The organism is Sphingobacterium anhuiense, assembly GCF_042686355.1.
GTDB lineage: Bacteria > Bacteroidota > Bacteroidia > Sphingobacteriales > Sphingobacteriaceae > Sphingobacterium > Sphingobacterium anhuiense.
The window spans coordinates 60,389-81,699 of the sequence record NZ_JBHUPE010000003.1; the positions used below are offsets into that span (position 1 = coordinate 60,389).

At 36.7% G+C, this 21,311-nt stretch carries 14 protein-coding genes; 5 read left to right on the plus strand and 9 right to left on the minus strand.

Translation table 11 applies throughout. The annotated features are described in order from the left end of the window. The first annotated feature begins 3 nt into the window (after window positions 1-3). The 5 genes from ACFS6I_RS04680 (at window position 4) to ACFS6I_RS04700 (ending at window position 5,060) form a co-directional block, all read left to right on the plus strand. Window positions 4-660: a hypothetical protein gene (locus ACFS6I_RS04680; RefSeq protein ID WP_021189872.1), complete on the plus strand. Its 657-nt coding sequence runs from the start codon at window positions 4-6 to the stop codon at window positions 658-660. Between the two features lie 32 nt (window positions 661-692). Continuing rightward, window positions 693-1,445, plus strand: coding sequence for a hypothetical protein (locus ACFS6I_RS04685; protein ID WP_380918500.1), 753 nt, complete (start codon window positions 693-695; stop codon window positions 1,443-1,445). A 4-nt stretch (window positions 1,446-1,449) separates the two neighbouring features. Next, complete coding sequence (locus ACFS6I_RS04690; protein ID WP_380918502.1) at window positions 1,450-1,821, plus strand: hypothetical protein; 372 nt, start codon at window positions 1,450-1,452, stop codon at window positions 1,819-1,821. 101 nt (window positions 1,822-1,922) lie between these two features. After that, window positions 1,923-2,405, plus strand: a complete 483-nt coding sequence (locus ACFS6I_RS04695; protein WP_380918504.1) for a hypothetical protein — start codon at window positions 1,923-1,925, stop codon at window positions 2,403-2,405. A 288-nt stretch (window positions 2,406-2,693) separates the two neighbouring features. Beyond that, the gene (locus tag ACFS6I_RS04700) at window positions 2,694-5,060 is read left to right on the plus strand and encodes a glycoside hydrolase family 3 N-terminal domain-containing protein (protein WP_380918506.1); all 2,367 of its coding nucleotides are present in this window, start codon (window positions 2,694-2,696) and stop codon (window positions 5,058-5,060) included. Window positions 5,061-5,166: 106 nt separating this feature from the next. Here ACFS6I_RS04700 and ACFS6I_RS04705 read toward each other — a convergent pair whose 3' ends face one another. The 9 genes from ACFS6I_RS04705 to ACFS6I_RS04745 all read right to left on the minus strand — a co-directional run bounded on the left by ACFS6I_RS04705 (window position 5,167) and on the right by ACFS6I_RS04745 (window position 20,975). After that, window positions 5,167-6,201, minus strand: coding sequence for a sialidase family protein (locus ACFS6I_RS04705; protein WP_380918508.1), 1,035 nt, complete (start codon window positions 6,199-6,201; stop codon window positions 5,167-5,169). 69 nt (window positions 6,202-6,270) lie between these two features. Further along, window positions 6,271-6,888 (minus strand): hypothetical protein, encoded by a 618-nt coding sequence (locus ACFS6I_RS04710; protein WP_380918510.1) that lies wholly within the window; start codon window positions 6,886-6,888, stop codon window positions 6,271-6,273. A gap of 106 nt (window positions 6,889-6,994) precedes the next feature. Further along, complete coding sequence (locus ACFS6I_RS04715; RefSeq protein WP_380918512.1) at window positions 6,995-8,578, minus strand: SusD/RagB family nutrient-binding outer membrane lipoprotein; 1,584 nt, start codon at window positions 8,576-8,578, stop codon at window positions 6,995-6,997. Between the two features lie 11 nt (window positions 8,579-8,589). Further along, window positions 8,590-11,922, minus strand: coding sequence for a SusC/RagA family TonB-linked outer membrane protein (locus tag ACFS6I_RS04720; protein ID WP_380918514.1), 3,333 nt, complete (start codon window positions 11,920-11,922; stop codon window positions 8,590-8,592). A 22-nt stretch (window positions 11,923-11,944) separates the two neighbouring features. Then, on the minus strand, window positions 11,945-13,120 hold the full coding sequence (locus tag ACFS6I_RS04725; RefSeq protein ID WP_380918516.1) for an ROK family protein: 1,176 nt from the start codon (window positions 13,118-13,120) through the stop codon (window positions 11,945-11,947). Between the two features lie 329 nt (window positions 13,121-13,449). Further along, on the minus strand, window positions 13,450-14,883 hold the full coding sequence (locus tag ACFS6I_RS04730; RefSeq protein ID WP_380918518.1) for an alpha-L-fucosidase: 1,434 nt from the start codon (window positions 14,881-14,883) through the stop codon (window positions 13,450-13,452). A 68-nt stretch (window positions 14,884-14,951) separates the two neighbouring features. Continuing rightward, window positions 14,952-16,532 carry a SusD/RagB family nutrient-binding outer membrane lipoprotein gene (locus ACFS6I_RS04735; protein WP_380918520.1) on the minus strand — a complete coding sequence of 527 codons (1,581 nt, stop codon included), beginning with the start codon at window positions 16,530-16,532 and terminating at the stop codon, window positions 14,952-14,954. Window positions 16,533-16,550: 18 nt separating this feature from the next. Further along, window positions 16,551-19,775: a SusC/RagA family TonB-linked outer membrane protein gene (locus ACFS6I_RS04740; RefSeq protein WP_380918522.1), complete on the minus strand. Its 3,225-nt coding sequence runs from the start codon at window positions 19,773-19,775 to the stop codon at window positions 16,551-16,553. A 21-nt stretch (window positions 19,776-19,796) separates the two neighbouring features. After that, complete coding sequence (locus ACFS6I_RS04745) at window positions 19,797-20,975, minus strand: ROK family protein (RefSeq protein WP_380918524.1); 1,179 nt, start codon at window positions 20,973-20,975, stop codon at window positions 19,797-19,799. Between the last annotated feature and the right edge of the window lie 336 nt (window positions 20,976-21,311).

The following is a 21,311-nucleotide window of genomic DNA, read 5'->3' on the forward strand; positions in this document are numbered from 1 at the left end:
AATATGATAGAATTATTTAAAAGTGACAAGGAGAAGCATCGTTTTTCTTCAACGATGAAGTATGCAAGTTCGATCTATTTTTTGCTGTTGCATCGAATAAGTTGCGATTACAGTCCTGAAGAGCTTTCATTCTTATTAGGACAGGATGATGACTTTGTATATCAATTAGAGCGGTTTAAGATATCTATGAGTAATCTAGAACTGATGACTCACCTAACTTGGGTTTTTGAAAAAAAGGAGCTAAGTTTTGAATCTTATGATGACAAAACAAGTTATGAGTTTGAACTTGGGGTTTGGGTGGAGAATGGGGTGAGATACTACCAAATGGATTATTTTATTAATGCAGTTGAAAGCATTTCTTTTTTTAGATTAATGGAAAATCTAAATATCAAAAGAATTGAAGATGCTGAAAGTCCAAGTTCATTTGAACGGGGTGTATGCCAAACATTTTTTGAAGCGATATTGTCCACCGATTATTTTAAAAGGCCTAGGACAGCTAGACAAATCAAGGATTGCCTTGACGGCCATTTGGAGGATTATAAGATTCCTGTTATTTATTTTAAGAGAGAGTTGGATTTGCTCTGGGGTAGGAAGGGAACTGCTCCTCTAAAAAGAAGCAAAGCAAATAGCTATAGTTATCGGTATAGCCTGCATAAATAAACAGAAGTTATTATTTTTTAAACTAAAAATCTATGAAAAATATGGATTCAGAGGCTATTGCTATACCCCAAAGTTTTCAACTCGCTTGTCAGCTTTTTGGTATTAAAGTGGCTGACTTTTTACAGCTTTATGTAAATCATTTTTCTTACATGGACCTGCATTTTGATGACAAATCTGTGTATTCTTTGGTAACTAAATCTTTCGATTATGTGATTCCAAAACAAGAAGAGGATAAACATAAATTGAATATTGAATTAACTGCAATAGAGCGCGATAAGGGGGTGAAATTAGTTCAGAGGCAAATTAAACTGGCGATGAACAGAAACTACAGTTATTCGCAAAGGAGAATGAAGGGTAAGCTGTTGACGAATCAACTTTATGATCTTTTTTCAAAAGATTGTGAGATAAAGAATGTCATTTATCTGGATGAAGAAACCAAAATAACACTAAATAAAGATTTGATGTTTAGATCACTTGTTTCGGGTATTTCGGCAACGCAGTTTTTGAATGGTATCATGCAATGTGTGGCGATCCCAGATTATCTAGCGAGAATACATTTAAATAAATTCATCTATAACCCAGTTTTAGGTGTATTTATTAGGGTATTTGATGGTTACGGTAGTATACGTGATAAGGAATTTCAAGATTCGGTATCATGCAGAGAAATGATGATGGAAATTCAAGAATTGAATAAGCGTTATTTCTTTTGTAGAGATTTGGACGAGAGAAAAGCGCATTATCAGGGATGGTTAAATAACTATTTAGAAAATAACAGTTTAATTTAATGATATGAAGAATTTAGAGAATATTAAGCTCACTGATGAGTTTAAACAATTTTGTGATATTTTTGATTTCACACCTGAAAATGTTATTCAGGCTTTTGTTGATAAAGTTGATATAGCGGCGTACATGTGCTTTCCTTTGGATCCTGATCGATGGGCCAATTTGTTTATGATGGAGTATTTAATTAAATATACGGATTCGGAAGGAGTATTGCAGGCTTACTTTGAATTTGGGGAAAAGTGGGCTATGATTATGAGAGCAGGGGAAAAGGATGCTCTTGAGAAAACTAAAAAACTGCTGGCGGATTGGCATAAATCTGTATTGGAAGACCGAATTAATCAGATTATGATGGGGGATGACGATAAGTTACAAAAATAAAAGTTTGAGACCTAACAGTTGAATTATCATGTTATGTTTACGTAAAGCTGTAGCACTCCTTCACTTATTTGCGTTATCTTTATACTAACGATATATAAACTATGACAAAAAAAATTTTTTATGGTGTTGCTGTTCTGGCATTAATTAGTAGCTGTGCAAAAGATAGTGGTACTCCAGACCCTGACTTTTCGAAAGATATTCAAGTTCGATTGGGGGCATATGTGTGGCATCCTGTTGTAGGGAACGTGAAGGAAACCGATTATAATCTAGATGACTGCGAAATGGATAACAGTTACCGCTTTATCTTTCAGGAAAAGTCAAATCAATTGAATTTGGATAAAGGAGTGAAGATCTGTGAGGCGAATAAAGGAGCTTTTGAAAAGTTTACTTTTAAGGATAAAAATAATATAAGCTTTACTTTTAATAAAGAGAACGGAGTAATTAAATTTGAAAATCAGGATCAGTATTCTTCTTACGCGGTTGCGATAAATGGTGATAAGTTGGTGTTAACAAGTCAGAATAATAATCCTGCGGCTTTTGTTGCTCCCGTGAAATATTATTTTAAAGGGGTGAAAGCTCCATAATTTCGAAGATGTTAATTGCGAGGGTTATAGTGTCGTTCTTTTTTTAAATTATTTAGAACAACAAAGGGCTTCAAATCTTCTAAGAGTCAGCGATTATTTACCATATTTGGACCATGTTGTTTCTTTGCAACAGATTTATACACTCCATAAAAAAGGACGATCAAAATCGTCCTTTTTTATGGAGTGTATTTTTAGTGTTATTATCATGATGAATTGCTGATTATTAATGCTAAAACGTTAATTTAGTGTTTTACAAACCGACCAATGGTCTCTTTTATATCATCTTAAATGAAACTTAGCAGTATATTTTTTAGTGGAGTGCTATTTCTAGCGATTCCAAGCTTACAGGCGCAGCAGTTACCTTATAAAAACAGTAAACTTCCTACAGAGAAAAGGGTTCAGGACCTACTGGGAAGAATGACTAAGGAAGAAAAAGTTGGTCAATTATCGAAATTGTTAGGTTGGGAGATGTATGAGAAGGGTGCCAAAGGTGTTGGTGTAAGTGCTAAACTAAAAAAAGCAGTTCAGGATCAGCATATTGGTTTGCTCTGGGCTACCTTGCGCGCTGATCCATGGACTCAAAAAACATTATTAAACGGTTTGAGCCCAGTAGAAGCGGCACGAGCGACAAATGCGATTCAACGCTATATGTTGGATAGTACACGTTTAGGTATTCCTTTGTTGTTATCTGAAGAGGCTCCACATGGTCATATGGCTATCGGTGCTACTGTTTTTCCAACGGCAATTGGTCAGGCAAGTACTTGGAATCCGGTTTTGATTGAACAGATGGCGTCTACGATTGCAAAGGAAACTTACGCTGTAGGTGGAAAAAATGGTTATGGTCCTGTATTGGACCTGGCACGTGATCCGCGGTGGTCACGAACAGAAGAGACTTATGGTGAAGATGCGTACTTGATCGGTCAGATGGGGAGGGCGATGGTGAAGGGCTTCCAGGGTGATGTCATTGGGAAAGAAGATAAAATAATCGGTACACTTAAACACTTTGTTGCCTACGCTGTTCCTGAAGGTGGGCATAACGGTGAGGGTGTTTCTGTTGGTGAAAGAGCAATGCGTCATCATTATCTGTATCCTTTTGAACAAGCTGTTCGCGCAGGAGCAGGTTCTGTGATGACTGCTTATAATAGTATTGATGGTATTCCTTGTTCTGCAAATCCCTGGCTACTGAAAGATGTATTGCGTAAAGATTGGGGATTTAACGGTTTTGTTGTATCCGATTTATTAAGTATTTCTGGATTAAACGGAGGACACGCCACAGCTTCTACTGCAGCAGAGGGAGCCTCACAAAGTATACATGCCGGTCTTGATGTAGATTTGAGCGGTACAGGATATGGTGCTAATTTATTGGAGGCGGTCAATAGTGGTCTTGTAGAAACTTCAGTTCTTGATACTGCTGTGGCACGTGTACTGCGTATGAAATTTAATCTGGGTTTATTTGACCGTCCTTTTGTGGATGAAAAACTGGTTGCAAAAAAGGTTGCTACTGTTGAAAATGTAGCAATAGCACGTAAAGCAGCTCAAGAGTCTATTGTATTGCTTAAAAATGAAGGAGACTTATTACCTCTGAAGAAAACGGTTAAACGTATTACTGTGGTTGGTCCTAATGCAGATAATGCCTACAATCAATTGGGAGACTATACTGCTCCGCAGGCTGATGGTAAAGTGAAAACAGTATTGGCTGGTATTCGCGCTGCGGTAGGTAAAGGTACACAGATTGATTATGTGAAAGGCTGTGCGATCCGTGATACTTTAAATAGTAATATCGAAGATGCGGTTGCTGCAGCACAACTATCGGATGTGGTTGTCGTGGTATTAGGAGGTTCTAGTGCTCGTGATTTTAAAACAACTTATCAAGCTACAGGTGCAGCAAATGTGGATATCAATGCTGTCAGTGATATGGAAAGTGGCGAGGGGTTTGACCGTGTCTCTTTGGATATGATGGGGCATCAGCTACAGTTATTGCAGGCTTTGGAGAAAACTGGTAAACCTATTGTTCTTGTAACCATTATGGGAAGACCTCTGAACCTGAATTGGGCGGCCGCACATATCCCAGCTATTGTCAATGCCTGGTACCCTGGTCAGGAGGGTGGACTTGCAATAGCTGATGTTCTTTTCGGAGATTATAATCCTGCTGGACGTATGCCGATTTCAGTACCTCGTTCTGTAGGGCAGTTACCTGTTCATTATAATCATAATAAGCCTAAGCATCATGATTATGTGGAGATGTCGGCTAAGCCTTTATATGCTTTCGGCCATGGTTTGAGCTATAGTAAATTTGAGTATTCTAATCTTGTTGTTGATGTGAAGGAAAGTGCAGACGATTTTGCATGTACGGTTTCTTTTGATGTGGAAAACAAAGGACTGTTAAATGGTGATGAGGTGGCTCAGCTTTATGTTGTGGATGAGGTTAGTTCAGTAGTTACGGCTATCAAACAATTGAAAAGATTTGAACGTAAGTCTATTGGAGCTGGAAAACGTGAAAGGGTCTCTTTTCAATTGACAAAGGAGGATCTGAAGCTTTGGGCTGTGGATAACCGGTGGAAAACTGAGAAGGGAAAATTTAAATTACTGATTGGTTCGGGATCTGATGATGTGCGATTGGAAGGTGTGTTGGAATTGAAGAAAGACTATTTGTAGGAAAAATAATACACTCGGAAAGTATACTATACTTGCTTCTTTAATGATCCTACTCGTTTAGGATGTAAAATAAAATTGGGGCTGTCTATTATTGACAGCCCCAATTTTATTTTAATACAATGTGTTTAATACTCTTTCTATTCGAGGTGTAGGTAATATGTATCAAACCATCATCATCTTGTATTATTGTCGGGTAGGAGTATTCATCTCCCTTTTTACCATCTTCTAAGATCAATGCATCTTTCCAATTCAGACCATCTTTAGATAATGCCACGCGTAGTTTCGTACGTCCTTCCCACCAATCTTTTCCGGCAAGATCGGGATTATAGACGATCATAAATTGTCCGTTTTTTAATCGTATCGCATCTGTTGCGGAATTTGGGTTAAGCAGGTTTGTCGCTTGCCAAGGTTGCCATGTCTTTCCGTTATCGTTGGAAAAGGAGCTCATCACTTTGTTTTCTTTACTACGACACAGTACTTGAATTTTTCCATCTGCATGTTGTACAATACTCGGTTGGATCACCTGAACTGGGCTCTCATGGTTAATGTCAACCATTGACCACGTGTTACCTCTATCTGCGCTGATCTCTAAATGTGCTTTCCAAATTTCGTCTTTTGATTCGGTACTTGAAGGGGAAAGGATAGTTCCATTTTTTAGGGTGATGGGTTTATTTTTAATGGGACCTAAAATGTTTTGGGGTAATGCTTTAGCTGTTGACCAGGTATTGCCTTTATCTAGCGAATATTTGTAATAACCTTTCCATTCTCGAGGATTAGGTCCTATTTTATAATAAAGATATAAGCTGTCTGATTGTGGATGTTGATAAAATACGGGGTTCCATGTTGGATAGCGTTTGTCTCCAAGGACTCCATCAGCTACTTGAACGGGCTTCTGCCATTTGCCATTAATATAATGTGAAGTCCAGATCACAACATCGGGATTGGATTCATGTGTACCTCCAAACCAGGCGGCAATTAGGCTATCTTTTCCAATTTGTTCGATGGTAGAGGCGTGGCACTGTTTGAAAGATACCTGACTTTCATTAAAAATCTGAGTTGATGTTAATAGTGCTGGTCTATAATTATTGCAAGAAGAAAGTATAGTTAGTATGATAATAGAAAAGAAGAATAGTTTATTCATATAAGTTTATTTGGTCCTGCACTTTTTCATATGTTAAACGAAGTGCAGGAGTCTTTTTGGTTTTATTTTTTAGTTCGTTAATGTTTTAATATTTGATATATTGATTCCGGTAAAGCAATCGTCCTGACAATTTCCTATGACATAACCACACGATGAGATCATCCCATTATTTTTCGTTTCAAAAAATATCTTTTTCTTTTCTTGTGCTACAAGCCATTCACCTTTTGCTTTGGTATAAATGTCATCGAGTGTCATAATTTCAGTTGCTCCTAATCCATTATATTTTCCTAATTCTTTTTCAGATTCTGACCAGCTGAGGTATTCTTTTAATGTAATTTTCTTGCTAACCAGATAATTTTTAAAAGATTCTTCTAGGTTAGCATAGATTGCATCTATTTCTTGATCTGTCCAACCTGTTGGTGATTTTGATACGGATCCATTGAATACTATTACGCGATGTTCTCGTTTTGTAACTTTCCCATTGATTACTGATATCGTCGTTTTGGAACTTTGTTCCATTGTTACAATACTAGTTTGGTACTGATAGGAATTATTATTTTCTTTTTTGAATTCTTTAAATTTGTCAAAACTGTCTTCAAACTGATTTGAATACTCAAGATCGCTATTTTTACAGGAAAATACAGACAGAATCAACAATAAAGATAAGGTGTAAATGATCTTTTTCATATATAGGTATATTTATTGGTTGAAATGATAACGAGATTTGATGAAATATTGCTACAAAACAAAGGAAGCCACTTATGTGGCTTCCTTTATTAAGATTATTTTAATGTTAATTAACGTCCCAGAAAAGTTTGGTATTGACATTATCTTGTGCTTTTACTGCTTCATAATTTGTCGCATTGTACACACTTTCTGAAGGAGGCAATGTAAATTTAACAGGTACCGTTTTTTGAATATCTGCGCCTTGTACTACAAAATCAAATTTAGGGAAATCTAGTCTTCTTTGTTCTGACCATGCTTGTACAGTTTGGATAACATTAAAATGAATCCATTTTTGTGTTGCTATTAATTCCAATTTATTACCTGCCGCATCCCAGTTAATGTTGTTAATGTAAGCGGTAATTGCCGATTCTGTGGGATTTGCAGGAGCAGGAATAAGATTATCATTCGATTTACTTCTAATAATCTTATAAAGATCGATAGATTCTTTTATACTTTTTTCAAATGCTGTTTTTGCAGCACCGGCATTTCCAGATTTGTTGTAATACTCTGCTAGTAATAAATTTGTTTCTGTAGCTGAAAATAATACACCCGGGAAGTATTGATTTCTTGAATATGTTGATCTATTAAATATAGACAGTGTACCCCCGTTTACTAAGGCAACCTGATCTGCACTTGGTTTAGTTTGATCAAGTCCAATGAATTTACCAGTGGCTGCAGTTCCTGGTTCAAACATATAAGGTAATCTAGGGTCAACCTTATCAACCATGTGATCGATCATTCTTTTACTAGCTAAGTTGGCATACCATCCACTAGCTTCAAAAGCATCTCTAATATTTTTGGTGTTAATACTGTTATCATCAAGATTATAAATATCCAATTGCGCATTTTCAGCATTTGTTAAAATTAATGGATTTGTATTTTGATTATTGATGATTTCGGCAATTTCTTGGTTTGCCTGAGTTCCAAATTTTGAACTAGCTGCTACTCTTGTCAATAACCTTAAACGAAGCGAATTACAGTATTTTTTCCAAAGATCAATATCACCGTTATTAATGATATCCTGTGTTTTGAATTTTTCTGTCATAGATTTACCTACCGTAATTGTGTTCAATTCAGCACTTATACTTTTTAAATCGCTGATCATGGTCGAGTAGATATCTTCCGGCTGATCATAAGCAGGATATGAATTTTGGTAATCACTTTTGTTGGTGCTTAACATACCTGCTTTTGACCATGGAATAGGGCCATGTAAATCTACTGTTTGCTGGGTTTGATCGTAAAAAAGAATTTTAGCCGTTAGGAAAAAGATTCTTTTTTCTTCTTTCTCAGCCGCGACTGAATTATTATAGATTGTTTCTAATTCACGATATTGTGAAAGTCCTTCATAATAACGGCTCCATCTATCCTCAATTGCTGCTCCACCCGGTAGAAGTTGATTAGTTTCATTGATCCAACCGGTTGTATGCAAATATCTAAAGATTGTTGGACGTAATGTCACAAACAAATTTCGATACTCAGGCACAATTAGTTGTCTATAACTATAGATCATTCCGGCAAATTGTTTCTCGACAGTAGTTTCAGTCACCTTTCCGGGATCCCGATACATTTCCTCAAATGAATTCTTTTTACAAGAGCTTGTATAAGTTAATGTGGCTGCACATAAGCCTATAAATAATAAGTGTCTTTTCATGTTTTTAATTTTTAGAAGCTAGCGCGTAGCATTAAACCATATGTTCTTGTGGCTGGACTTGTTCCTGCATTGGAAACTTGATTTATCCAGTTTGATCCACCTGTCATTTGTTCTGGATCTAAATCTTTTATACTTCTATAAATAAAGAATAAATTACGTCCAAATGCTGAAATTTGAACATTTTTAGCTCTTAATTTCTCAGCTACAGATTTTGGTAATCGATATGCTAGTGAGATTTCACGCATTTTGATATAATTATTTTTTTGGACGTATAATTCATATCTTGAGTTTGAGTATTGTGGTCCACCCCAATTATACGTGTTGTTGTAGTACGTTGCTTGAGAAATGATGTTATCATTTTTAGAGCCATCTGCTTTTACTCCATCCATTAACATCCCATCGTGATACACGATTTCTCCGTTAGGTCCTTGTGTTGCATTGGTTGCGATACCTTGTGTACCAACTTTATAGTAGCTTAACCCACCATGTTCTGCATCCATCGCAGTTAAACTTTCTTCTAATAAACCTCTACTGATCATCCAGTTGATCCCGGTCGGCATGACATGACCACCCCATCTGAAATCCATCAGTGCATCTAAAGTAAAGTTTTTATAGGTGAATGTATTTGTAAATCCACCCACAGCTTTTGGCATTGCATTTCCAGCTTTGATCCATGTGTTTCCATCAAGCTGATAAAGACCGTCACTTTTAACAATTTTATTGCCGTTACCATCTGTCGCGACTGGGCGCACCATAATATCTCCCATTGGTTGACCAACTTTTGATATCAATTGTGCAGCAGAACCATCATAATCTCTATGTAAAAGTTCAGAAACTCCTCCTGGTAGGGCCTCCACAATGTTTTTATTCATGGAAAAGTTTAAAACTGAATTCCACTTGAAGTTTTCATGCTGTATAGGTGTACCGTTGATTCCAAATTCCCATCCTTTATTTCGTAATGTTCCGACATTTGCTAATATAGAGTTAGATCCCATCGAGATTGGTAAGGTGTAATTTAAGATTTGATTTTCAATCAATCCGTTGTAGTAAGTGATATCAAATCCTAAACGATTACTGAATAATCTAGTTTCTAAGCCAAATTCATACTCTTTCTTTCTTTCCGGTTTTATTTTTTCATTACCGAATGCAGTCGTAGGCACATTAGTATAAATAACTGCTGCTCCTCCTTGCGTCTGTACTCCTAATGTACTTTGTGTATAACTTGTAGCGCTTTTGTATATTTCAGGATAATTACCAACAATTCCGTATGATCCTCTTAATTTTGCATATGTAAAAGCTTCAGGAAGTTGGAAAGCCTCGGATAATAATAAACTGGAGTTTACAGAAGGATAAAAAGTCACGTTGTCGTCAGGATGCATCGTTGAGATGATTTCTCTTCTTAATGTTCCTTCCATAAACCAGTAATCTTTCAAATTGAAATTTACGGTTCCGAATAATGCATCTCTTAATTGATTTCTTCTGTAATTAAGGTTTACATTTCCACCGATTGTATTTGTTGATGCATTGATGTCAAACCAGTCTCGTACACTTAATCCGCCTGCTGTTTCTCTTTGAACATATGTGTCCAAACTTTTTGTTGCGGTATATCCAGCAATTGCACCAATTTTAATATCAGTAGTGATCTGCTTGTTGTAAGTAGCTAAGAAGTCACCATAATAGATATTTGCATTTTGAAGACCCAAACCGAAGTATCCTGTATTGGCAAATGCCAAAGGTTTTTCATTAGGCTGTTTATCTTCAGTTCGCAAATTGGTCATATCTGCTGAAAAACGAGCTCTTAAAGAGAAATCGCCTGTTACCTGCCATGTATTGGTAACAGAGCCTAATACACGATTAGAGTATTCATCATATTGTCTGGCCTTAGAATTCCACATAAAGTCTAAGATGTCGGTTTTAGCACCGTTGTATTTTATGTTTTCATCTGGAGTTAAGCTTTCAACATTTGGTTCTTGAATAACGTATTTATAGCCCAAACTTGTCTTATATTTATTAAGATACCATTCTGGATTATCAAATGTGGACATCATTCCTGTGAAATTGTTGATTAAACGATCTGTTAGGAAAGGTCTGTTGTGTGTATGTTGATTGACATAATTAACAACGATGTCAGTAGTTAATTTGTCCCAAAGTTTGAATGAAGTGTTTAGATTAGCAATGTTTTTCTTGTTGTAAGAATCCAGTGCTGTCATTTGGTTGTCCTGCCTAGTGATGGAAAACCGTGTATTTGAGTTTTCAGTAGCGTGGCCCAGAGCAAGGTTAAAAGTGGTGTTGTTAGGATTATTAAAAAGTTTATGGTATGAATTCTGAGCTTCGTAAGGCCTAACAACTCCATCCCAGGAGATGACATCTTTGCCGTCAAATTTTGGTCCAAAATTTACGGTTGCGGGTAAAACTCCTCTAGTAACTCCGTTGATTGCGCGGTCTGCTGAATAATAATAAAACATATCATCAGCTTGGCCGTCATTTTGATATGCTTTGGTGTAACCAGGCCCTCTTACATCTTGGAATCTAGGTAAATAAGCAATCTGATCATGTGTGTAGGTTGCATTGAAATCGACGGAGAATCCTTTTCCTCCTTTTCCAGATTTTGTGGTTACTAAAACAACTCCGTTCATGGCTTCAGATCCATAGAGAGCGGCAGCAGATGCACCTTTTAAAATGGTAATATTCTCAATATCCTCTGGATTTAAATCTTCTAAACCATTACCGCGAGCACGTTGGTCACCCCAGTAATCGGAGTTATTAAAAGTTGTTTGGCGCATTGGAACTCCATCAATAATGACTAAGGGCTGTGAGTTTCCTGTAATGGAGTTTGTTCCCCGAATATTGATGTTGATCCCTGAAGTTGCTCCACCTGGCGCCGCCGTAATACGGACACCTGGTGCTTTACCGTATAATGCCCCAGCGAAGTTAGGACTTCCTGTTTTGGTAAGCTCTTCGGCTCCAACCGTACTCATGGCGTATCCCAGCTCTTTTGGAGCTCTTTTTATACCCATCGCGGTTACAACAACTTCATCCAGTGCTGAAGCATCTTCTGTTAAAGTAGCATTAATCGTTTTAGTTGATCCAACTACAATTTCTGTTGACTTGTACCCAATATTGGAAAAACGTAAAGTTTCGCCTTGTGAGGCTTGAATTGTAAAACTACCATTTGCGTCCGTCTGTGTTCCGCGAGCTGTTCCTTTTACGGAAACTGTTACACCGGCGACCGGTCCTTTTGCATCTGTTACTCTCCCGGTAATAGTTTGCTGTGCGAAAAGGGAGGATGCACTAAATAAGGTGCATAATGCCAATCCCGCACTTTTTTTGTAAAAATAACTCATAACGAATGGTTTATAAGTGTGATTAGTTTGTGTGAAAAAGTGTTTGTATAAAGTTGTCTATAATGAAGGCTGAAGTTCCTAGACTCTGGGCCTGTTTATTGGTATCAGATATTTTAAGTTGTGTGGCTTGCGCTAATCGTGGAATACAAAACTCGTTGATTGCGGTTTGGATCTGAGGCATTAAAATGGTTCCTGCCCGAGCTCCTCTGCCACTAATGATGATTGCTTCAGGATTGAGGATGTGAATTAATGTCGCTATTCCTTTTCCTAGCATGTAACCTATTTTTCCAAGATTGGCGACAGCTAATTGATCGCCATTCAGTGCACTTTCTAATAGTGCATCACCCTGAGCTAACAGATTATTATGCTGATCACTTTCTAAGCTTGATTTTTCTCCAGCATTAATTGCTGTCTGCACGTTTTTTACTGCTGCAGTAAGAGAAGCTTCTACTTCAAGACAGCCTTTTTTTCCGCAGGAGCATAATTCGTTACTGTCACTGAGTGGAATATGACTGAACTCGCCGGCGTAACCGCTTGATCCTTTGAATATTTGGTCGTTCACGATCATGCCTAGACCTACGCCCCAGTTGAGATTAATGACTAAAGAACTTTTTATATTTTTAGCAGCACCAAATTTTTGTTCTGAAAAAGCAATACAGGTAGAGTCATTCTCAATGATGGTTGGGATTTTAAAATGATCGGATATGTGCTTTTTAATATGATATAGCTTAGATTGTTTATCATATGAATCATTGATACCTTTCTCTGTATCAACGAAGCCAGGCATACTAATACCTATACCTAAGAAATCGGTAACAGGAATTTTTGATTCAACAATTATGGCTTCTGTTAGACTGATAATTGTCTCTAAAGCTTTATTGCTATTTTTTAAGGGATTATAGTTATCGACATTTTCTGCAATCACGTTATTTTCCAGATCAAATATGTAAATGGAAGTGTAGAATTGGTCCAATGCTATAACTAAAGTATAAGTATTTAAATTGTTATTTATTTTAAATTGAATAGCTCTTCTTCCACCAGTAGATGCTGCAAGGTCATTACCCTCAATTAAATTCATTTCAAGTAATGAATTTACTGACTTTGTAATGAGTGGAATACTCTTATTAAATGTCTTACTTAACTGCGCAATCGATTGCAGTTTTTGAAAGTATATTGCTTTTATAATCTGGTTATTCATAATTGGATTGGTTTTCCGTAATAGTAAAGTTACAGTTATATTATTAAGATGCAAATACTTTTTACTTTTTTTTAATAAGTAAATTTTCTTAATAACGGGAATTAATATCATTTTAATCTAGTTAAGATATTTTGATTAAGATTTCAATATTTTGTAGGGAATAAAATGGGGAATTTAAAATTTTTGGGAGATTTTATTATTTTAAAACTATTTTTTGAGAAGAGATATAAGTTTCGAACAATTGTAACAGGATTCGATGAGATGGGCAAAAAAAAACCTACTGCAGGGTCAGATGCAGTAGGTTTTGTCTAATTATTTATTGTTAAACCTTATTTCGATTTTAATTGAATAACGGTAGCATAGTTTAATTTTGTGCTTGGATTCTTAACAATAATTTTATTTTCCCTTTGTGTCCATTTTAATTTTCCTTTGTGGCCTAAGATACTCATGTCTTTAATTTTGAAATTATCTGGAACATTGAATGTAAACTCAGTTGGTTGTTTATAGCTGTCGCCTTCGACAATATGGAAAACATTGACGGTCTTGCTATCCTTACTTCTGGTATAGTAATAATCTCCTTCGTGATAGGGAGCAACCGGACGGGTAGCATATACTGCGCCTTGGTTGATTTGTATCCACGAAGCTAATTCTTTTAATCTGTCATAAGCCGCTTGGTCGTAGTCCCCATTTGGTCCAGGCGCGATGTTCATTAAATAATTGCCTCCTCGTGCGATAATTTTGATTAAAGTTTCTACAATTTTTTTAGTGGGCTTGTACTGATCATTTGGAACATAGCTAAAAGAGTTACCCATGGTGATGCAACTTTCCCACGGGATGTCTAATGTGTGTTCTGGGATGGCTTGTTCTGGTGTGACATAATTTTCCCACTTACCTGGTACAGTACGGTCGACGACAATGATTCCGGGTTGATTCTTACGCGCCATATTACCGATACGGTCCATATCAATATCTTGTTCTACCTTAATGGTTCGTTGCCAGTCAACAGATTGGTCAATAGTTTTGAATGGTCTTACCCAACCGCCGTCTAGCCATAAAATATCCACTTTTCCATATTCAGACGTCAACTCGTTCAATTGGTTGTAAGTATAGTTTTTAAACTTCTCCCATCTTTCCGGATGTTTTTGCGGATCGTAATTTACGTTACGATCTTTAGGCGGGAAATAGTTCCACCAATAAAAATCGGTATGCCAATCCGGTTTCGAAAAATAAGCACCTATTTTAAAACCATCGTTTCGGAAGGAATTGAAAATTTCTTTAGTGATATTTGCTTTCGGATTCTGTGAAAATGGTGTATTGGGCGAGGTAACTTTGTAGTCAGACTCTTTCGTGTCAAACATGGCAAATCCATCGTGGTGCTTTGTGGTAAATACAACATATTTCATCCCGGCAGCTTTTGTGGCATCTGCCCATTTTTTAGGATCGAAATCTGTTGGGTTGAATGATTTTTGTAAGTTTTCGTAATTTTTCACATAATCAAAATAGTTTTTCCCATGCTCTGGTTTACGTTGTGTCCAACCTTCATCTTCTGGACATAAGCTCCAGCTTTCGACAATTCCCCATTGACTGTACGTGCCCCAGTGCATAAAAAGTCCGAATTTCATGTCCTGCCACTGTTCTAGATTTTCAATAACTAATGGGTCGGTTGGTTTTTGGTAACCAGAAGATACATTATGAGCCTGCCCAAAACTATGTTGTCCCGACCATAGCAGTGCAAGGGTAGGGATTAAGGTTTTTAATTTCATATGGTTATAATTTGTTATTATAAAACTAAAGCCACTTACGTGGCTTTAGTTTTAAAGGTAAAAAAAAATTATTTTACGGCCCAAAATATTTTGGTGTCTCTCTTATCTTTCCCTTTTACTGCTTCATAGTTTGCTTGATTATTAGCAATTTCTTCAGAAGGGTACATCAAACGTGTTGGTGGTGTCGCATAGTTAGCTAAGCCCCCTTCTGGGTGAGTTAAGACAGGGTATCCTGTTCTTCTTAATTCTGCCCATGCTTGTTGTGCTTGAAGGAAACCGTAATGCAACCATTTCTGTGTCCAGATCAATTCAAGATCTTTAGTTTGATTGTTTGTGAATGAAATACTCGATTTTTCTGTAAAGTCATTAATCACAACATCATTAGGTTTAACTTCTGTTTTTAATCCGGAATCATTGATGTTGTTTAGATAATAGTAAAATGAAACCGACTGTTTTACAGCTGTATTATAAGCTTCTTTTGCTGTAGTACTAGCTCCCCACCGTAATAATGCTTCTGCTTTATTAAAGTTGGTTTCAGATGCTGAAAATACAATTCCTGGTAAAGCATTGTTATCAAAGATGGTTGCAGAATCTAATACAGCATAGTCTTGGTAGTTCGTATTGATTTCTTCTGATGTGAACGTAATAGGCATAGCTTTGTATTCTTTGTTTGGATAGAATACACCCTTAATAGTTCTTCCGAATTTATCGAAAAGTACAGGAATACGTGGGTCATTAGATGGCAACATCACTTTATTGAGCATATAGTCTGGCGCATATTGATTCGGACCTTCAATCAATGCTTGTCTCAAACTTCCGGTATAATTCGTTAATGGCTGTAATAAAATGTCTTCTGTTGCAGGATTGTAGTTTGCAACATTGCCCCCATCGGCCAAAGGATATTGAGCGGGGTTATTTAGCATTTCTAGTGCTTCAGTTCTGGCTTTATTTTCATCTACAAAAGAGATACGCATTAATAAACGAAGTCTCAGAGAGTTCGTATATCTTCTCCATTTATTGACATTTCCACTATTAAGGATATCGTATTTAGAAAAATCAGCATTTGTCTGAGCAGTTGCTAAATAGGTGTTGATTTTTTTTAATTCATCAATAAATAAGTTGTACAATTCTTTTTGGTCGTCGAACTTAGGTTTTATTATTTCTCCAGTAGCGGGTAAACTTCCAGCTTCGCTGAATGGAATATCCCCGAAGTTATCAATCATTTTTGCAGCTTCATCATACATCAATACTTTTGCTGTTTGCATGAAAATTTCCATATTCTTTTTTTCAGTTTCTGAAAGTTCTGAATAGGCTTTATTCATACTGCGGTTCAATCCTAACACTCCGGTCGAATAAAAGTCTGACCAATAGGTGTACGAGTAATTATCTCCTGGTTGATACATACTCAATGAAGGAGTAAAAGATGCCGTTTGCGTATAGACGGTCTGATTTGATAGTATGAAAGTTCTATAGTGATAATAAGAAGGTCTCACACGGTCATTGTTGAGCATTTTCGCAAAAAAAGCAGGAATATTTGCTTTAGTGGAGGCATCTGGATTTTGGAATTTCTCCTCCAATTGCGATTTACAACCCACCATAGTAGTGCAGGCTGTTATTAATGTTATGATTGATAAAAATATTTTTTTCATGATTTCAGTAGATTAATGTTAGAAATTAGCATTTAGTGAAAAACCAAAGCTTCTTGTCGCAGCTGTTGAACCTACGTCAACACCTTGAGACCACCATGCATTTCCAACTGGAGCTTCTGGATCCAGGTTCTTTAATGTTCTATAGATATAGAATAAGTTTCTTCCTAATAGGGATACGCGAAGATTGTTGATTTTCAGCTTGTTCGTGAAACTGTCAGGAATCTTGTAACCGATCGATAGCTCTCTTAATTTAATGAAGTTATTGTCGTATACTGCCCCTTCTTCCGACCATGAGTTTGCTCCCCAGCCGAACGTATTCATATAGTATTCAGGAGCACTTAAATGTACATCATTTGCTTTTCCTGTATTTGCATTTACTCCTTGAAGCGTTACGCCAGTCTCTCTATATGGGAGTGTGTTTTCATATAAACCTGCACTCATACCGTATTTTAGGTTTTCAGACACCATTTGTCCACCGAAACGGTAGTCTGCCGTAAAATCTAACATAAAGTTTTTGTAAGTAAAGGTATTGGTCCAACCCCCGATTGCTTTTGGCATAATGTTACCTACGTGTTTATACTTTGTTTTATCGATTACATATAGACCTTCATCTGAAATTATATTATTGCCTTGCTGATCTTTTGCAATGTCGTATACATAGATATTTCCTAATTTTTCACCTTCTCTAGCTGTGATTTTTAAAGAGTTTTCATCTGCAGAATAAAAAAGAAGTTCGTCAACGCCTGGTGCTAATGTTTTTACTTTAGAATTGTTGAATGAATAATTTAGTCTTGATGTCCAAGTGAAGTTATCATTTTGGATCGGCGTGCCGTTTAAAGATACCTCTAAACCATTATTTGCAACTTTACCTATGTTAAGAATCTGACTTCTAGCACCTGTTGAAGAGGGAAGTGTCAAGTTAAGGATTTGATCTTCAATGTAGTTATTGTAGTAACTTACATCTAAGCCTAATCTATTTTTAAGAAACTTTAACTCTACACCAAATTCCATTTCGTATTTACGTTCAGGTTTTAGGTTCAGATTACCATAATTGCTGGTATATGTTAATGAAGGTACTGCACCATTTACACTTAAAAGTGGTGCTTGCGTATTGGAGATATTAGCGGCATAAATTGGGGCATCGTTACCTACAATACCGTATGAAGCACGTAATTTACCATACGAGAATTTATCAGACTTTAGATTGAAAGCATCGCTGAAGATAAAACTTCCACTAACTGATCCATACTGGTAGTTGTTGTTTGCTGGAGGTAATGTTGAAGAGTACTCGGAACGATAGGTTCCGTCTAAGTAAGCGTAGCCTTTATAACCAATGTTTAATGTTCCAAAATACGCATATTTAAGCATTTCTTTTCTGCTATTGCTGGTCTCAGCTTGAGCATAACTGTTATTTATACTAAACCAGTTTTCAGTGACTAGACCAGCTGCTGTATTTGAAGATTGGTCATTATAATTTTCAGTTCTGGATTGAAAACCGAAACTCGCAGAATAGTCAAAATCTTGATTAATCTTATTTGTGTACGTCAACATTGCATCACCATATAAAATCGAATAGGCTCCTTTGGAAGTTCCAAAACCACCTGTGCTACTTTTTGGCGAGTTGTAAGCAGTTGCATATTCGGTATATTGCTTATTTGTACTGGTCGCTGAGGTGAAATCATTACCAATACGTCCTCTGAATTTTAAATGATTGACCACATCCCAATTTAAGGTTGCACTGGTTAAAATTCTATTCTCTGTTTCATCGTAGCTGTTTTTGTACTGATTCCAGAAGTAATCCAACAGATTAGATGCTCTCATGGTATAGGTGAAATCTTCTGGTCGACCCGTTCCAAATTTAGAGTACTTATAACCATCAGAAGTTTGGTATGCATTTTTCATAGCAGACATATCTTCTGTTCTGCTGAAAAATCCATCAAATGTTCCTAAAACCTCACCTAATAAACGAGCTCTGTTATGCGTATTTGTATTGACAAAGTTGGCTACGATATCGGTTGATAATTTACTGCTTAATTTAACAGTACTGTTTAAATTGAAGGTGTTTTTATTTTGCTTACTGCCTGGACTTGTACTTTTGTAGTCCATACGTGTTGCGCTTAAGCGATAGTTAATTTTATCGGTTTGATTGGATATCCCAACGTTGGCTGTTGAATTATATCCTTTGTCAAATACTTCGTAATAATTATTTTCTCTTAATTTATAAGGTCTTACTTGACCATCCCACCATAGCACATCTTCGCCTGTGAATTTAGGCCCGAAACTTCCGTATGCTCTGTAGTAAGGACGACGGCCACTTGGTGATTTGTCGTCTATAAACCAGCCTTCTGCAGTAGCACCATTGGCAATATTTGTTGCTGCATCATAACCAGGACCATAAGTATTCTGAAATTTAGGCAGGAAAGCCGCTCTTTCAATTGATCCATTGTAATTAAAATCAACACCTAATCCTTTTCCTTTAATACCTTTTTTAGTTGTGATCACAATAACGCCACTTGCTGCATCGGAGCCATATAATGCACTTGCGGCCGCACCTTTTAAAATAGAGATATTTTCGATATCGGAAGGATTGATATCTAACATACCATTACCGCGGATGCGTTGATCATTCCAGTAATTATTATTATTTGCGCCACTGGACCCATTTTGCTGATCATTACGGATAATGATACCGTCAACTACATAAAGAGGTTGTCTTTGAAAATTTAATGAGTTAATGCCTCGAATTTGTACGTTTACGGCACTTGCAGAACCACCTGGTGCTGTTGTGATTTTTACACCTGGAGCTTTACCATATAAAGCCGATCCAAAGTTCGTGTTACCCGCTTTTGTAATTTCTTCTGCTTTGATACTGCTGACAGCATATCCTAAAGCTTTTGCATCGCGTTTAATACCCATTGCTGTCACAACCACCTCATCTAAAGCTGAAGCGTCTTGTATCAACGTTACATTAATCGATTTAGTTGAACCAACCAAAACTTCTGTTGGTTTGTATCCAATCGTAGTAAATCGTAAAGTTTCTCCTGGTGAAGCCTGGATGGTAAAGCTGCCGTTTGCAGTGGTTTGTGTCGCTCGTGAGGTTCCTTTTACGGTAACCGTTACGCCGGATACTGGTCCCGAAGCATCTTTTACTGTTCCGGTAATGGATTGCTGTGCGAATAAGGATGATGCACTGACTAAAGTGCATAACGCTAATCCTGCACTCTTTTTCTGAAAATAATTCATGAGTAATGATTTATAAGCTAATTAGTTTGTAGTTATAAGGGTTTGTAATGTGTTTTCTATAATAAAGGCGGCAGTCCCAATACTTTGTGCCTGTTTGTTTATTTCTGATATTTTTAATTGTGTTGTGCTGGCCAATCGGGGTATGCAAAATTCATTTACTGCAGTCTGAATCTGAGGCATGAGTATGGCACCGGCTTTGGCTCCCCGGCCACTGATGATGATGACTTCAGGGTTGAGGATATGGATTAAGGTAGCAATGCCTTTTCCTAACATATAACCAATTTTTCCAAGACTGGCAATAGCAAGCTGATCACCCTGTAATGCATTCTCCAGTAAAGCATCTCCTTGTGCTAATAGGTTATTATATTGCTCGGCTTCTAAACTCGATTTTTCTCCGGCCTTTAAAGCATTTTGTACATCTTTTACTGCAGCGCTGAGGGATGCCTCTACTTCTAAACATCCTTTTTTTCCACAGGAACAAAGAGTGTTGCTATGGCTTAGCGGTATATGGCTAAATTCTCCTGCATAACCACTCGATCCTTTAAATATTTGACCGTTTACGATCATGCCTAATCCGACTCCCCAATTTAAATTGATGACTAATGCATTTGTTGTCTTTTGTGCGGCGCCAAATTTTTGTTCGGCAAAAGCAATGCAGGTGGAGTCGTTTTCAATAATCGTCGGAATTTTAAAATGATCAGTGATGTGTTTTTTAATGTGGTGTAGGTTACATTTTTTATCGTACGAATCATTAACGCCTTTTTGTGTGTTTACAAATCCGGGCATACTGACACCAGCCGCAATAAAATTGGCTAGTGGAATCTGTGACTGAGTAATAAGCTGATCAGCATAACTGATGATGTTTTGGAGTGCTTCTGACTCGCAAGAAAGGGGATTATATTGATCAGTAATCTGTTCAATTATTTTGTTTTCGAGATTATAAATGTAAATCGATGTATAATATTGATCAAGCGCAATAACTAACATATAATGAGAAAGGCTATTGTTTAGCTTGAATTGAATAGCGCGTCTTCCTCCCGTTGATGTCGCAAAACCATTACCCTCAATGAGTTTCATTTCCAGTAAGGAATTTATTGATTTGGTAATAACCGGAATACTTTTATTAAAAGTTTTACTTAGCTGTGCAATTGATTGTGATTCCTGAAAGTAAAGTGCTTTTAAGATTTGGCTGTTCATCATTAATAATCTTCGTATTGTCGTATTGAAGGGGTAAAGAAAGCAAATTTCTTTGTAAAATCCATGACTTTATAATATTTATTAATAAGTATAAGGGTCTTTGTCTTGTTTTATTAATAATTGGCAGTTTAATTTGATTTATTTTTCAAAAGTTTTTTGGAATGTAACAGACCTAAAAAGCTCGCGGATCCTTTTACAGTTGTTATGCATACTTTATTGCTTCTTCTTTCTTTTGTTTTTGTTTGAGGTGATGATGGATAATATTGATTTTTATTTAAAAAAACAAAAATCCGTGTTTATGCCATTTTAAATTAAATTGCGCGTAAAAGTGAATAGTAA